We start from the raw sequence: 16,088 nt of genomic DNA on the forward strand, positions 1-16,088 counted from the left end.
GACTCAAAAATAGGGCTCAACACCGCCCAACAACTGTGTGCCACATGCCAAATTCACAACTTCTTGCTGTCGTTTTCATGGTGCTCTCCATGATCTCCTATCAGATCAGTGCTTCTTTTGCCAAACAACTGTTTTTGGTACTAGACCCACTGAGCGTGACCATTTTAAGGCTGTGTTTTGCCTCGATTATTATTTGTTTGATGTTTCGCTCTTGGCACATTTTAAAACGACTTTCATTTTTAAAATGGCGTGATTTACTCTGCTATAGCGCAGCCCTGTGCCTCATGAATGTCTTATTCTATATGTCACTGGGCAAACTCCCTCAAGGCATTGCCGTTGGACTGGAGTTTATTGGGCCGCTAGGTTTGGCGCTGCTGTCGATAAAAAATCGTAGCGACTATATCTGGGTATTTTTGGCGATCTTAGGGATTGCGTTGATGGTGCCTTGGGGACAGGCTCAAAGCGGCAATTTCTCACTGATTGGTGCGGCGTGTGCCTTGGCTGCCGGACTCTGTTGGGCCTTTTATATTTATTTCGGGCAAAAAGTGGTACACCAAAATATTGGCATGCATGCACTGACCATTGCCATTAGTTTATCGGCATTGACCTTATTACCTATCGGCCTCTATAACAACGCAGCAGCTTTAATGGACACACAATATTGGCCTAAAGCACTGTTGATTGCCATTTTAGCCACAGCGATTCCCTATGCCCTAGACCTCAAAGCCTTAAAGATTCTAAGCAAGCTAAGCTATGGCACATTGTCGAGTATCTCACCTGCTTTGGCAGCTATTACGGGTATGGTTTTATTGGGAGAACGTATCGGCATGTGGCAATGGATCGCACTGCTGTGTATTATGCTCGCCTCAGTCGGGGTGACGATGCGTTCCTCTAAATCGGAAACAGCCAACTAAATTTTTAAAGGCAAAATAGTTAAATAAAAATGGCGGGATTGCCGCCATTTTTCAACACCTTGTCTAAGAACTCCTACATCTAAGCTTTTAAATACAAGGCTTTTAAATACAAGGTTCGAAAAAGTCTAGCTTCTATAAAGGACTTAACCAGTCAGGCTGTCTTTATCTGCTTTTTTATATTTTTTATACTCGGCTAAGTATTGTTTAGCCAAAGCTTCTTTTTGCTTATCATCCAATATTTTACCGGCTTGTTGAAAGAAACCGTGTTCCTCTTCCTGTAAATGATGATGCACAGTTTCTGAAAGTTTTTTGGCAATGGCCAGCCAGCCCGGATTGCTAAATTCAGTCTCAGTCAACTGCTCTAAAAGTTCGTCCATTTCATGATGTTCAGCCAAGGCATGACGGGTAATATTCAGCCCCGAATCGGTCATCATTAAAGGAATATAAAAATATCGGTCTTCCCCGACAGCATGCGCGAATAATTCATTTTTAAGTCGGTCAAACAAATCCCGACGTTCTGGACTATCACCAGAAGTTTGTACTAATTGTTCTGCAAGCGCTCTTTGTTGTTCATGACTTTGACGTAAAGCTTCAAAAATATTCATTCTGATGATGCCCTCTGATGCTTAGCGATAGCTGAGTATTTTTTTAATTCAGCAAAATAAAGTGCTTCATTTTTATACTAAACATATCCGCATCAGAATACAGCGCAGCTCTGTTAAGTTTTGTTTTAAGCTTGTCCCGTAAAGGTTTGATACCCTAGCCGTACAATCAAAATACTCACCAAAATCAAAAATAGAATTCGAATAAAGCCACTGCCGTATTTAATCGCCGCACGTACACCAACGATCGAGCCTAATATATTCGCCACAGCCATCATTAAGCCTATAGCAAATAACACATGGCCTGTGGGCGCAAAAAAACTCAATGCAGCCAAATTGGTGGTTAAGTTAGCCACTTTAGACAAAGCAGAGGCATGTAAAAAGTCTGCTTGTAGATAACGAATAAAAAAGAAGATAAAGAAACTACCCGTGCCTGGCCCAAAAATGCCGTCATAAAAGCCAATCACCAAACTACCAAGAGCGGCAAGACCGAGAATTTTAGGGGTCAGTTCTTGGCGTACATGCACCTGACCAAATTGTTTTTTGGCAAAGGTATAGATCGCAATCACGATCAACATGACCAAAACAAAAGGCCGTAAGACTTCTTTTGGAATCATCGATACACAAGCTGCGCCCACAAAGGAGGCAACGAATGCACAACTTGCAATGACCGCAAGTAATTTCCAACGTAGTTTAACTTGGCGTAAAAAGGAATAGGACGCTGAAGCCGTACCAAAGATCGAAGACAACTTATTGGTGCCAAACACCGTCGCCGGAGATAAGTGCGGCATGGCATTCATAATGGCTGGAATTTGAATTAATCCTCCGCCCCCCACTGCTGCATCAATTGCACCGGCAAAAAATGCAAAAAATAAGAGGCTTAAAATAATTTCAATGTCCATAAGAACTCTTCAATGCTGTATCAGCTACTCTAGATTTAACACACGCTTAGGCACCAAACGTTTACGGTCTGTAATTTCAGCCAGCCCTAAACAACGCTCACCTTCAAATACCAAGACCTGCGCTTCTGCCTCATGTTCAATATTACTTTCCATGCCACGACTGAAATATTCTGCACGCCCTTCTGGCGCTTGCACTTTGCAGAAATGATCGACGGGTGAATACACCGGCAGCAATAATGCTTCACGCTCCACTTCAGTCAAGCTTTCCAAATATTCAATGGTGTAAGTTGGATTAAGGTCAAAATGCCCCGTTTGCGTACGGTGTAGATAGGTCAAATGTCCAAAAGTACCTAATGCTTTGGCAATATCTTCGCCTAAAACACGAATATACGTGCCTTTGGAACAGGTGATGTCGAGTGTAATACTATTCTCATTAAATGATAATAACTCGATGGCATAAATCGAAATTGGACGTGCTTCACGCTCTATTTCTATGCCTTTACGCGCCAACTCGTACAGCGGGCGACCTTCTTTTTTCAGCGCAGAATACATCGGTGGAATTTGTTGAATATCTCCCACGAACTGTGCCAACACCTGCTGAATCGTGGCTTCCGTCAAAACAGGTACGGCTTGTTCCATCAGTACCTCACCTTCCACATCACCCGTCGTGGTGCTGTGTCCTAAAAAGACCGTGGTTTGATAACGCTTGGTCGAGTCGAGCAAGAAATGTGAAAATTTCGTCGCTTCACCCAAACAAATCGGCAATAAACCTGAAGCCAGCGGATCAAGCGCACCGGTATGCCCTGCTTTTTGAGCACGAAATAGCCAACGAACCTTCTGTAAGGCTGCATTCGAGCTAATACCTAATGGCTTATTCAAAAGAAATACACCATGTACAGGACGACGTTGGATCTTAGGAGAGGCTTTTTTCATGTCAAAATTTGGCTAATACAGGAACAGCGCAATGGTAACAACCCACCTCTAACGTTTACAACTCTTCTATGTTTTTATCTGCGTTTTATGTCATATTGAGTTCGCATTTAGAACTCTAAAACAATTAAAAACGGAATAAAGGTGCATTGGGATATGCAAAAAAATAAACTTTGGCTCATCATTGCCTTGGTCGTTATCGCTGTTGCTGCATTTATATTTTGGCTGGCGCCAAAAGCATCACAAAATGATCCTTCAGATCAATCGATTCAACAACAAAATACGCCTTTAGCTCAGGGCGAAAGCTCTACAGCACAAGCTACAAGCGGTTCTTCACTGCTCAGTCCAAGTCAACAAGACACGGAAGTTAACTGTCAAATCAGTATGGATGGTTCAAACCGTCTGATCGTGAACGAACAAACGCGGAATTGTTTTGAATATTTCATCACTCAATATGGTGAAAAGTCGATCGATCAAATCAAAAAGGATTTTAAAGCCTACATTGCACAAGGTCATAAAGAACCGGCGCTGTCCCAAATTTATGATTTGTGGGATCGCTATATGAAATATCGTGAACAATTAGGTCATTTACAGCCACCGAGTGACGACAAAGAATCACCTCAATATTATCGCTCGATCTATAGCAGCACCCAGAATTTAAGAAAACAGTTCTTTTCTGATTATGAAATTGAAGGTTTATTTGGCAAGGAAAATACCTATCACGAATACACGCTGAAACGTATGGAAGTGGTGAATGACAAAAAACTTTCTGAGTCGGAAAAAGCCAAAAAACTAAAAGCCCTGTTTGATGAACTCCCAGAAGACTGGAAAGAAAATCTGGAACAAATCAATAAACTTGAAGATTTACGCAAACTCACAGCGGACATTAAAGCCCGTGGTGGTTCAAGCGAAGAAATCCATCAAATGCGGTTAAATTTAGTGGGTCCAGAAGCCACTCAGCGCCTTGAAAATCTAGACAGCCAGCGCAGCTCTTGGAAATCTAGCGTGGATCAATATCTCACAGAGCGTGACAGTATTGTGAAAAGCAATATGAGTGACAGCGCCAAACAACAAGCAGTGCAGCAACTCCGTAATCAACATTTTAAATCCAAGGAAGATCAGCTCCGCGTCAGTACCTTTGAATCTGTGCATGATCAGGGTGGAAAATTACCTTTCGCAGAATAAGTGCAAATAACAATTTAAAAATAACTTCAATTTCAGGATGAAATGATGAAAAAATCACAAGCTCTTTTATGCGCAATTATGGCTGCATCAGCAGCGATCGCAAATACACAGTCCCAAGCTGCGGCTGGACTCCAACATGTCACCGCCAATAGCTCGGCAAGCTATGCCAAGACCAAATATCCGATTGTATTTACTCATGGCATGTTCGGGTTTACTCGCATTGGTTTTGACAGCTTTGGCATGGATTATTTTTATCAAATTTTGCCAGATTTAGCCCGCAACGGGGCAAATACCTTTGCTGCCCAAGTTTCTCCGCTAGAGTCTACAGAAGTTCGTGGTGAACAGCTCCTGAGCCAAGTCGAAGAAGTCCTTGCCCTGACGGGTCAACCTAAAGTGAACCTCATTGGTCATTCACATGGTGGGCCAACAACGCGTTATATTGCAGCGATCAAACCTGAGTATGTAGCATCAGTGACTGGTGTTGCAGGAACATACCGAGGTTCTTTAGTCGCAGATAAAATTCAAGCCAACAAAACCATAGACTCAATCTTTGGCATACTTGGAGATCAACTTTTAGCACCTATTATTACTTGGGCTGAGGGCAACTCTAGTCTACCTAACAGTGTTGATGCATCACTTACCGCGATCAGTGAAAAAGGTTCGGCTGAATTTAATGCAAAATTTCCAACCGCAGCACTAGCAGCGAACTGTAATCAATCGGGTGCCAAAGTCGACAATGGCGTGTATTACTACTCATGGACTGGTACAGCGCAAACCACGAATGTATTAGATGTATTAGATACGGTCATTAGTCAGCTTGCCCCTTTGGCCTATGGAAATCGTGACAATGACGGTTTGGTTGGACGCTGTAGTACTCACATCGGACAAGTAATCCGTGACGACTACAATCACAACCACTTAGATGAAGTGAATATGGTCTTTGGTCTACGCAGCCTATTTTCACCTGACCCAGTTGCGCTCTACCGCCAACATGCCAATCGTTTAAAATTACAGGGTCTGTAACCTCAAAAGTTGGTTCCCTTTCAGCACTGAAAAGGATGCCTTTAAGCGTCCTTTTTTGTTTACAATGTTTTTATTTGTAAGTATTAAACAAGCTAATTCAATAAGTTATTAAATCATAACAACTAAAATAAATAGCAAAAATAAAAGACGAATGTATATAAATATACTTGTCACCTCAACGCCGCCCATGTCCTAAAATGACATGGAATTTCAAACCGAGCATGAAAAAATGGCAAGGCATCTTTGTCTATTCAAACTCTCTAAAATCAAAGATATGGCCTGGCCAATCACAAAGATGTTGCTTAAAAACAGAGAGTATTTTCATTATTAAAAAGTAATAAAAACAACATCAGATCAAGGAACATTTATGCGATCTTTAGTAAACACGGCCAAGATGGCCTCTGTAGCTGCAGTTGCAGGCTTAGCGATGAGTATATCGGCAAGCACTCAAGCTGCGCCTAGCGCCCTCCAGGTGAAGGAAACGGCAAAATCTGACTACGCAAAAACCAAATATCCAATTTTAATGGTGCATGGTTGGCTCGGTTGGTCACGTATCGGCACTGACACCATCGGACTAGATTATTGGTACCAAATCTTGCCAGATATGGCACGAAATGGCTCAACCGTATTCGCCGCGCAATTATCTCCTGCAAACACCACAGCACATCGTGGCGAGCAGTTAATTGCACAAGTTGAAGATGTTTTGGCTATTACAGGGAAGCCAAAACTTAACTTAATCGGTCACTCTCATGGTGGTCCAACTGTATTGTATGTGGCTCAAACAAAACCACAGTACATTGCGTCTATTACAGGTGTTGCAGGGACCTATCACGGCTCTAAAGTAGCGGATGATATTCAAGGCAACTCACTTTCTCGTACTGCCTTCAATATTTTAGGTGATTATATTGTCGGCCCACTGATTGCTTTAGGTCAGGCAAAACCAGAGCTTGAAATTGATTTCGATGCTTCAATGAAATCACTATCACAAACAGGTTCTGCTACATTTAACAGTACGGTTGCAAAATCTGCTGTAGCTGACGGTGTTTTGGCGTCTTCAGAAAATTGCAGTAAGAACTTAAAGCAAGTCGACAGCAAAGGCATTCAATACTATTCATGGACCGGTGTTGCGCAAACCACGAACCTACTTGATATCGACACGATCCTGATGCAACTCGGGCCATTGTCTTATGGTAATAAAGACAATGACGGTATGGTTGCACGTTGTAGTGCTTATATCGGTAAAGTCATTAACGACAGCTACAAACTTAACCATACCGATTTAGCCAATATGATGTTCGGCTTAACGGGTCTATTTGCACAAGATCCTGTGGCACTGTACCGTCAACATGCTAACCGTTTAAAACTGCAAGGACTTTAATTTTTATCGTTGACGTTTCAATTCACTAAGGGGGCTTCGGCCCTCTTATTTACTTTTATCAATCTGAAGTTCTTGATCTTTTATTTTGTTACATTTAGCGGCGCAGTTAATCTTTTTCAATTTGCAACAGGTGATCTTTATTGCTTTATTAGAAGTGACAATAAATATTGTCATAAAACAATAATACATTGAGGATCGCTCATGAAATACGGACCATTTTTAGCAGGTTTAATTGCAGCTACATTCATCGGTAATGTATCTGCATCGCAAGCAACCCAAGTCACCGCCAAAGCTAGTTCTAGCTATGCAAAGACCAAATATCCAATCGTATTTAACCATGGTATGGGTGGTTTCATTACCGTCGGTACGGACTCATTTGGACTCGACTATTGGTATCAAATCCTGCCTGATCTTGCCCGCAATGGTGCAAATGTCTGGGCAACGCGCGTATCGCCGTTTAACTCCACCGAAGTACGTGGCGAACAGCTTCTACAACAAGTCCTTGAAATCCGAGCACTCACTGGTGCGGATAAGGTGAATTTGATTGGACATAGCCATGGTGGGCCAACAATTCGTTATGTTGCCGGTGTTCGCCCAGATGTCGTGGCTTCATTAACCAGTGTTGCAGGACCTCATCAAGGCTCCCCTGTTGCAGACTTAATTTTAAAAGCTGAAGGCACCGCTGTCGAAGCACCCTTGGTCGGAGCTGTGAATTTTGTCTCTAAAGCCATTGTTTGGGCGCAAGGTCTAGATCCAACGACTTATCCTCATGACGCATTGGCAGGTGGTTCAAGTTTAACGCTAGCGGGTTCTGCAAAGTATAACTCCGCATTCCCTCTGGGCTTGCCTAAATCCAATTGCGCTGATGGCAATAGCGTTGAGAAAGGCATTTATAACTATTCATTTACAGGTGTGGGCCAAATCACCAATATTTTAGATTTAGACTCAGCACTAAAAGTGACCGCATTACTGATCGATGGCGGAAAAGACAATGATGGCCTCGTATCACGCTGTAGTGCCAAATTTGGTAAAACCATTCGTGATAACTACAACTGGAACCATTTAGATGAAGTCAACCAAGTGCTTGGTCTCAAAGCGTTGTTCGCACCAGATCCTGTCAATGTTTATCGTCAACATGCCAATCGTTTAAAACTTCAAGGTTTATAATTTAGTAAAGCTATACATTAAACCCTGTAAATTCAGGGTTTAATGATATTTTCATTAATCAATGTACAAAATATCTTTCATTCTATCGATTAGTTCTCACATTTTTCTTTCCTTTTTTATAATCCTTAATGACAATGAAAATTGTCAGATAGGCAATTTTGTCTATTTGCAAACTAAACTGAATCAAAGTTTGAAAACCAAAACAAAAAGAAAGGAATGAAAAATTGCTCTGTGCCACGCTCCTTGCAAGTATGGCAGTGACCCAAACGCATGCTGCATTGGGTATACAGCAAGCGACCACTAAAAAAGTCATCGACAATTATGCTGAAACCAAATACCCCCTAGTGTTTGTACACGGGATGTTTGGTTTTAATCGCTTAGGCGGTGCCGTTTTTGGTCTAGATTATTGGTATCAAGTTCTCCCTGATTTAGCAAGCCATAAGGCTACGGCCTTTGCTACACAAATCTCCCCGTTGGAGTCCATTGAAGTTCGCGGTGAACAACTGTTAGACCAAGTTGAACAAGTGGTTGCGATTACTGGCAAACCTAAAGTGAATTTAATTGGTCACTCACATGGTGGCCCTACGGCTCGATATATTGCGGGTGTACGACCTGATTTGGTTGCCTCTGTCAGTACGGTCGCAGGAACCAATGACGGTTCACCTGTGGCAGATTTAGTACAGAGTGTCCCGATTTTAAATGGCGTATTAGCGACTGTTATGGATGCCTTAATGACCCCAGTGATTAACTTCGCCCAGCAGTCTAACCTCCCTTCAAATTTTAAAGCTTCGATCTACAGTATGTCTCAACCGGGTGTGAAAGCCTTTAACGCAAAATTTCCACTCGGTATGCCTGCAACCAAATGTGCTGATGGCTCAAGTGTTGCCAATGGCATTAGCTTCTATTCATGGACAGGTATATCTAACACCACCAACTTACTTGATCCAGATACGATCTTTACTGCAATGGAGCCAATTGCATTTAGCGGACAACCGAACGACGGCTTAGTGAGCCAATGTAGCAGTAAATTGGGTAAAACCGTCCGTGATAATTATAAGTGGAACCATTTCGATGAAGTCAATCAAGTATTGGGCTTGAAAGGACTATTTGCACCAGACCCTGTTTCAGTCTACCGTCAACATGCCAACCGTTTGAAACTTGAAGTTTTATAACTTTCTTTCATGCATAAAAAAATGCGCCTAAAGGCGCATTTTTTTACAGCGTTGTAAAACAAATTATTTTGCTTTACGAGCTGGTAATTTTTCACGAATACGTGCAGCTTTACCAGACAATTCACGTAGGTAGTAAAGTTTAGCACGACGAACGTCACCACGACGTTTCACTTCGATACCAGCAACGATTGGTGAGTGAGTTTGGAATACACGCTCAACACCGAAACCACTAGAAATTTTACGTACTGTGAACGCAGAGTTCAAACCACGGTTTTTCTTAGCAATTACAACACCTTCAAATGCCTGAAGACGTTCACGCTCACCTTCTTTTACTTTTACTTGAACAACTACTGTGTCACCAGGAGCAAAAGCAGGGATGTCTTGTTTCAACTGTGCATTTTCAACAGCTTGTACTAAAGGATGTTTACCGCTCATGGGGTATCTCCGATTATGCGAGTTAGAAGAGGTCTAATCATCGCTGGGGCTAGAGGCTAAAGCGCATAGACCCGATTGACTTTCCCTTTATGCTTGACCGCTTCAATGCATAAAGAGCCTAATATAAGATTTAAAAAATTTAAACCTTGGAATCTTTTAGCCATTTCTTTTGCTGCTTGGTCAATTCAACTTTTTCAACCAACTCAGGTCGGCGTTCTAAAGTGCGTTGATATCGCTGCAAAAACCGCCACTTCTCAATATTGGCATGATGTCCCGATTTTAATACTTCAGGAACATCTAAACCTTCAAAATGGTCTGGCTTGGTATATTGTGGGCAATCTAAAAGACCATCCACAAATGAGTCTTGCACATGTGATTGCTCATCAGACATTGCACCCGGAAGTCTCCGAATCACACTATCCAATAAAACCATCGCAGGAAGTTCACCACCAGATAAAACGTAATCGCCTATTGACCATTCCTGATCAACATATTGTTGGATCAAACGCTCATCTACACCTTCATAACGACCACACAATACAATCAATCCATCATATTTGACGAAATCTTGTACCGCAGGTTCATTTAAGGTCTTTCCTTGCGGCGACATATACACCACAGGGACATGAACAGCACCCGCTTGCTTGGCAAGCTCTTTGGCACGATGAATTGCTTTCGCTAATGGCTCAGCCATCATCACCATACCTGGACCACCGCCAAATGGACGTTCATCCACTCTTTTGTAGTTGCCCTCAGCAAAGTCGCGTGGATTGATACAATGAACTTGCACAATGTCACGTTTTGCTGCGCGCCCGCTAATACCGTAGGCTGTAATCGCTTCAAACATTTCAGGAAAAAGCGTAATGACTGCAAAAAACATCGCAGACTCCTCTATTTTCCTGCTGCGTCAATCCTTAAAGGATTAATAATCTACGCCCCAATTTACGTAGATACGACCAGCTTCGAGATCAACACGCTGTACCACATCTTTATGCCATGGAATCATTCGCTCTTCGCTATCGACGCTCTCAGCAGTAGCGCGAACTACCATCACGTCGTTAGCACCTGTTTCAAACAATTCGTGGATTTGACCAAGGTTGACTTCTTGCTCATCTTCTCCAAGACCTAACACTGTTAAGCCCTTCAAATCTGACCAGTAGTACTCATCCACGCCTGCTTGAGGCAGTTGCGATTTAGAGATCCAGATATTTGCGCCAACCAAGTTATCTGCCGCGGTACGATCACTCACACCTTTTAGCGAAACAACCAAGCCTTTGCCATGTGGTTTCCAACGTTTTACATCTACTGTTTGCCAACCTGCTTTGGTCTCAATGTACCAAGGAAGGTAGTCAAAAATATTGCTCATAGGTTCTGTATTGGAATAGACCCAGAGCCACCCATTTAATCCATATGCTGAACGTAGCTGTCCAATCTGAATACGATCTTCGGGTACATTCTGTGTTGGTGTCATGGGCAACCTACTACTAATTAAGCAGTAGCTGCAGCTTTCTTAGCTTCAGCAGCTAAAGAAGCAACACGTTCTGAAGGTTGAGCACCTTGTGAAACCCAGTGAGCAAAACGGTCAGCATCTAAACGAAGTTTTTCTGCTTTACCTTGAGCTGTAGGGTTGAAGAAACCGATACGTTCGATGAAACGACCGTCACGTGCATTACGGCTATCAGTCACAATGATTTGATAGAACGGACGTTTTTTAGCACCACCGCGTGCAAGACGAATAACAACCATGATAGAACCTTATAGTTTTTACGGATTATCCCTGTACCGACCATCGATACATTTCAAACCCCTTTCATAGAGGGCAATATTTTACGTGAAATTTGCCCTGAATGAAAGATCAAAAAGTGTTTATCCACAATTTTGAATTTGAGGTTATTTGCCGTCCCAGTTTGAGGTGGCAGATGGAGTACACGAAGAGCCTTTTGTCCAGCATTTTTCCCCACGGTGATTTAAAATACTAACCCCATCATTTTCCTGAATGGTTCCATTAATAGGATTCGCTATTAATGTCCATGTATTTGCCGCAACATTTGTTAAAGATACTTCATACAATGGATCACTACCTTGAGGAATTTCAAGATTATTGTTTACATTGAGTGTATAACCTAATGTTCCCAATGTGATCGGGTTGCCATTCGCCAATAAAAACCTAAAGTTGGATACTTTATAACGCTGAATTTGGTTAGCTAAGGCGACCAGTTCAGCCTGAGCTTCTACACGCTTAGTTTTTCGTACATGCTCTTGATAAGATGGATATGCGACAGCAGCTAAGATACCAATAATTGCAACCACAATCATGAGTTCAATAAGCGTAAATCCTTTATTCATTTACCACTCCTCACTGCCATTCTCGGTACTGCCACAGCTCACAAAATCAACATTTGCTGTAGTTTTATTCTTACAACGCATCCCTGTACTCGTAAGTAGCATCGTATAATTATTATCATCCGAACTCACAGCTTGAATTGCCCAATTCTGTCCGGCAGCAGCAGCATCTGTTAAATCCAAATCTGGATCATTTCCGTCCCTGATAGTCAATGTATATTTAACCGCAGGACCCACTGCGTCGACGGGTAATGTTACACTTGTCGTCGTGAATCCTCGATAACTAAAATTTCGTGCTTTATGCCGATCTAATAAAGTAGCTACTCGTTGCACCTCTTGCTGCGCCTGACTAGCTACGGCACGTCGTACATACTCGTGGTATGACGGTATAGCAATTGCTGCGAAAATCGCAACAATTACTACAACAACCATTAATTCAATCAAAGTAAATCCAGAGGACTTTATTACTTTTTTCATAGCTCCTCCTTAATTAACGTCGATCGTACCAACGCTGTGGAATCAGCTTATTCCCAGTATTGTAGCGTTTATCCAAAATAGCATTATCTGTAATTCCTGATGTATCTACGTTTGCAACAATCAGACGCTGCATTCCACTTCCATCTCCTGCACCTACAGCACCGCCTACAATCCCCGCCCCCATACTCAATCGATATGATGCAGCCGTACCACCATTACATTGACCGTATGGCATACAGAATAATGTCATAAAGCTTTCACCCTTAACTCCAGCTCCGCAATCTCCAGACATACCATCTTTACTTCCATCAAATGATGTAACAAACATATCATTATTAATAACCAATGGTGTTGCCATCACTTTCTCACTTTGAATATGAGATGATTTAAATAAGTAATACCAGCCTTGCGTTAAGGAATAAGAGGCCTTATACGTTGTATTAGCAAACCGATTTGCATTATCCAAAGCAACTAATTGATTAATTTCAGCCGTTCCAACACTACCTGCTTCATCCAGCAAGTTAACACTCTTAGTGAGTAGGTCAGCTGCAGTAACTATGTATGCATTAACATCTGTCAAATCGAATAAATCACTTCTTGCCACATCTTTGTCATATAAATTGTACACACCATCATCTTTATATGTAGGATTCGTATCACTTGAACTATATTCGGCTAAGGGTTGACTACGATTTCCACTACCTATAGAGACAACACCAAAAATACGCCCCTCTTTTGAATAGGTTGAAAAAGCAGGCATCTCATAGAAACGAGGACTATATGCTCCGTTATTTAAATTTAGAATTCTAGTCGGCTGCTTAGCAAACAAAGATGTATTAGAACCTGCCTTATTATTCAAATCAATACGCCAAACTTGCCCGCCTAAATCACCAAAGTATAAATGATCAGACAGACCATCAGAATCTCGGTCAACTGCTTTAATTTGACTCACAACACTGTATTTCATATCAACATCATATGAACTTGCCGGACCAGTAGCTGGAACATAAGTCGGTCCAGGGGCTGTATTAGTTGGGGTATAATCTGTTGCATTCGCACTTGCCCACCATAGCAAACTGCCATCAAGCGCATCGAACATATACACACCAGAACCAATCTTATTGGTTTGAGCATAGTCATTATATTCATAACCACGGTAATATTTGATTTTTGCTTGTTTCGCTGCACGTTCAGCTGCTGTCGTCTCTGGCATACTACTAATAGAGGTTGGTAGTCCTTCAGCATCATAACCACCACCAACTAGCATGACGAGTTTTTTGGTTCCTTTCCAATTGATCCAAGTCAATGTAGGCTTAGACCAACTTTGCCCCATACACGCAAGCGGATTTGCACTCGAACATTGACTTAATGCAGGCGGTGTAATGGTAAATTTAAGTGTTGGATTATCAATATCAGCAAGATCCAATGCATAATAATTACGCCCACCCATACGTAAACCACCATAAACAATCTGTTTACCCGCTCGACTATTTAAACCAGCCCCAACAGTTAACATATCATCTGCTGCATTCACATATTCAGTATAAGACGTCCAAGGACCATCAACCCCATAATACAACTTATCCATTCCACCAATCGTGGTATCAAAGTTTAACAATGCATCCTTTTGGTTTTCCACCATACTATTCGGTAAAAATGCAAATTTTTCTTCTCCAGAATCTGCATCCACTATATGCAAAACTCCTTGCGTGGTTCCAAATAAAATATAGTCATCTCGCTCTTCAGAGCCAAGAACACCATTTTCATATGTCACTTTCCCTTGATTTGTGAGAAGTAATGGTGATGAATGCATTACAGCGCCTACCTGACGCAACTCCTCCGCTTGAGCAATCGACGTATTTGTAATGGTTTGAGGTTGTTTGGCATTTACACGATAACCAAGCAATGACAATAAATATCCTCTAGCTGGATCAGTACTATTGACCAAACTTAAATCCAACGCTCTTAATGTAGTCGCGTCCAAATATTCATTATTTGTTGCTGTTGCAGGTCTGTCTGTTAATATTTTGCGCTGTATTGCGCCATTAGTATTTGAACGTAATTTTAACCGTGATTTTACACCACCAACCAATCTATTTTTACTACTACCAAGAATGGATTCATCATCCTGATTTACACCCGCAACCGCATCGGCAGACCATAAATCGTAGTTATCACCAATTTTACCTTGGCTATTAACAAAAATATCATCGTTTTTATCGACCAACGTACCTGTACTAGTAACTTTATACTTTTTCAGGTTACCCGCCCATAATTGATAGCTCTTATCAGGGGTTGGTTGGAACTGCGGATAATATGCATAATTTTGCAATGCAGCAGGATTTAATTGATCATTTGGGATCGTTGATGTTCCGGTTGTTACAGCTGGAATTTCTGTTGACAAGTTATTAATAAAGTCGTTTACGCTATCAATAACGTCTTGAGAACTTGTACCCGCATACCAACCACCTTGACCCCGAATACCCCAACGTGCTGCACGTTTTTCGTCATTATCATCATTCACCGTGCCTAGTAATGCGATATTTTCTTCTTCAGATAAATTTTTATTATAAGATGGGATGGAGTTATAAGCTGAACCGAACCCGACAACAGCTGTTTTGAGTTTTAAATCACGTGGGCTAGCATTGGTTGTTTGATTCAAGATACGCGTACTAAATTTTTCTACACAATCCCACCCACCACTTGAATCAGAACAGGTAAAAGCACTACTGCCAGCTAACGCAGTTTGCATTAAACTCTGTGCCGAATTATTCCCATTTGGAACACCATCGGTTAGTACATAAATACCTTGACCACTACACTGTTTGGTATCTGCATCTGGCTCTAACTGTGCAGACAAGGAGGTTGGCATTTTATATTTTGAACGATCGCTGAGCAAAACACCACTGCCTGCTGCATATTGTCCAGACGCACTGTTATATGCCCCATAATAACATGTAGCACTATAATTACTATTACCAGACCGATATGTACAACTATGACCGCCAAAAGCTCCAACTGGAGTATTATAATAGTAGCCATCACTTTGGCAGTTGTTCGTTGTACTTGAAGCTAAACAACCATACCAAGTATTATTAATCTTAGCAAACTTATAACTCCCTCCAGCAGTCGAAGTTCCTAACATATAAGCAACCGCTTCTGCATAGGCATTCGCTGTTGGTGTACCACCATCTGCCTCAAGGTTTGCTACTTCTGTCATTAGGCTTTTACGATGCGTTTCAGAAGCTAAGGTTGTTTCAGTATCTAAACCTAACCTTTGAACAGGAATACGAACTTGTCCACGAGTACCATCGCCATTAATTGAATAAGTGGTTAAGCCAAAAAACTTGTCTTTTCCAATCGCATTCGGACCATATAACAATTGATACATGGCATCCTTGACCAGCGTCAAACGATTCCAAAAAATAGCATTACCTGAATTAGAATAATAATAACGGTTTCCCGATATATCTTGGGGACTATATCCCGATGGCTCAGATGTTCTTATAGTCTCAGCAGTACAATCTGAAATATTAACAGAACCTTGAGTTCCACAAGAT

At 41.7% G+C, this 16,088-nt stretch carries 16 protein-coding genes; 6 read left to right on the top strand and 10 right to left on the bottom strand.

Annotated features, from left to right (window positions below):
* Positions 1–44: 44 nt before the first annotated feature.
* A complete protein-coding gene (locus tag FTT76_RS08235) occupies positions 45–914 on the top strand; it encodes a DMT family transporter (protein ID WP_180008737.1) in 870 nt (289 codons plus the stop codon).
* A 143-nt stretch (positions 915–1,057) separates the two neighbouring features.
* Here FTT76_RS08235 and FTT76_RS08240 read toward each other — a convergent pair whose 3' ends face one another.
* From FTT76_RS08240 to truB, 3 genes are all read right to left on the bottom strand, one after another.
* Positions 1,058–1,519: a hemerythrin domain-containing protein gene (locus FTT76_RS08240; protein WP_168378156.1), complete on the bottom strand. Its 462-nt coding sequence runs from the start codon at positions 1,517–1,519 to the stop codon at positions 1,058–1,060.
* A 125-nt stretch (positions 1,520–1,644) separates the two neighbouring features.
* Entirely contained in the window at positions 1,645–2,418 is a 774-nt protein-coding gene (locus tag FTT76_RS08245) for a TSUP family transporter (protein WP_180008735.1), read from the bottom strand.
* Positions 2,419–2,442: 24 nt separating this feature from the next.
* Positions 2,443–3,351, bottom strand: a complete 909-nt coding sequence (truB, locus tag FTT76_RS08250; RefSeq protein ID WP_180049217.1) for a tRNA pseudouridine(55) synthase TruB — start codon at positions 3,349–3,351, stop codon at positions 2,443–2,445.
* Positions 3,352–3,504: 153 nt separating this feature from the next.
* On the opposite strand from truB, the gene FTT76_RS08255 reads away from it, so the two are divergent.
* The 5 genes from FTT76_RS08255 to FTT76_RS08275 all read left to right on the top strand — a co-directional run bounded on the left by FTT76_RS08255 (position 3,505) and on the right by FTT76_RS08275 (position 9,273).
* Positions 3,505–4,533: a lipase secretion chaperone gene (locus FTT76_RS08255; protein ID WP_180190382.1), complete on the top strand. Its 1,029-nt coding sequence runs from the start codon at positions 3,505–3,507 to the stop codon at positions 4,531–4,533.
* A 78-nt stretch (positions 4,534–4,611) separates the two neighbouring features.
* Positions 4,612–5,556, top strand: a complete 945-nt coding sequence (locus tag FTT76_RS08260) for a triacylglycerol lipase (RefSeq protein ID WP_257222177.1) — start codon at positions 4,612–4,614, stop codon at positions 5,554–5,556.
* Positions 5,557–5,923: 367 nt separating this feature from the next.
* Positions 5,924–6,934, top strand: a complete 1,011-nt coding sequence (locus FTT76_RS08265; RefSeq protein ID WP_180055419.1) for a triacylglycerol lipase — start codon at positions 5,924–5,926, stop codon at positions 6,932–6,934.
* Positions 6,935–7,135: 201 nt separating this feature from the next.
* Positions 7,136–8,101 carry a triacylglycerol lipase gene (locus FTT76_RS08270; protein WP_180190383.1) on the top strand — a complete coding sequence of 322 codons (966 nt, stop codon included), beginning with the start codon at positions 7,136–7,138 and terminating at the stop codon, positions 8,099–8,101.
* 251 nt (positions 8,102–8,352) lie between these two features.
* Positions 8,353–9,273, top strand: a complete 921-nt coding sequence (locus FTT76_RS08275; RefSeq protein WP_180055487.1) for a triacylglycerol lipase — start codon at positions 8,353–8,355, stop codon at positions 9,271–9,273.
* A 63-nt stretch (positions 9,274–9,336) separates the two neighbouring features.
* Here the strand turns inward: FTT76_RS08275 and rplS are convergent, their stop codons facing one another.
* From rplS to FTT76_RS08310, 7 genes are all read right to left on the bottom strand, one after another.
* On the bottom strand, positions 9,337–9,708 hold the full coding sequence (rplS, locus tag FTT76_RS08280; RefSeq protein WP_078189351.1) for a 50S ribosomal protein L19: 372 nt from the start codon (positions 9,706–9,708) through the stop codon (positions 9,337–9,339).
* 139 nt (positions 9,709–9,847) lie between these two features.
* The gene (gene trmD / locus FTT76_RS08285) at positions 9,848–10,588 is read right to left on the bottom strand and encodes a tRNA (guanosine(37)-N1)-methyltransferase TrmD (protein WP_078189352.1); all 741 of its coding nucleotides are present in this window, start codon (positions 10,586–10,588) and stop codon (positions 9,848–9,850) included.
* A 42-nt stretch (positions 10,589–10,630) separates the two neighbouring features.
* Positions 10,631–11,179, bottom strand: coding sequence for a ribosome maturation factor RimM (gene rimM, locus FTT76_RS08290; RefSeq protein ID WP_180049205.1), 549 nt, complete (start codon positions 11,177–11,179; stop codon positions 10,631–10,633).
* 17 nt (positions 11,180–11,196) lie between these two features.
* Positions 11,197–11,454, bottom strand: coding sequence for a 30S ribosomal protein S16 (rpsP, locus tag FTT76_RS08295; RefSeq protein ID WP_078189354.1), 258 nt, complete (start codon positions 11,452–11,454; stop codon positions 11,197–11,199).
* A gap of 144 nt (positions 11,455–11,598) precedes the next feature.
* Complete coding sequence (locus FTT76_RS08300) at positions 11,599–12,054, bottom strand: type IV pilin protein (RefSeq protein ID WP_180190384.1); 456 nt, start codon at positions 12,052–12,054, stop codon at positions 11,599–11,601.
* Positions 12,055–12,483, bottom strand: coding sequence for a type IV pilin protein (locus tag FTT76_RS08305; protein WP_373686539.1), 429 nt, complete (start codon positions 12,481–12,483; stop codon positions 12,055–12,057).
* Between the two features lie 58 nt (positions 12,484–12,541).
* A complete protein-coding gene (locus tag FTT76_RS08310) occupies positions 12,542–15,940 on the bottom strand; it encodes a pilus assembly protein PilY (RefSeq protein WP_180190386.1) in 3,399 nt (1,132 codons plus the stop codon).
* Between the last annotated feature and the right edge of the window lie 148 nt (positions 15,941–16,088).

It is taken from the genome of Acinetobacter sp. YH01009 (genome assembly GCF_013420765.1).
Taxonomy (GTDB): Bacteria; Pseudomonadota; Gammaproteobacteria; order Pseudomonadales; family Moraxellaceae; genus Acinetobacter; species Acinetobacter amyesii.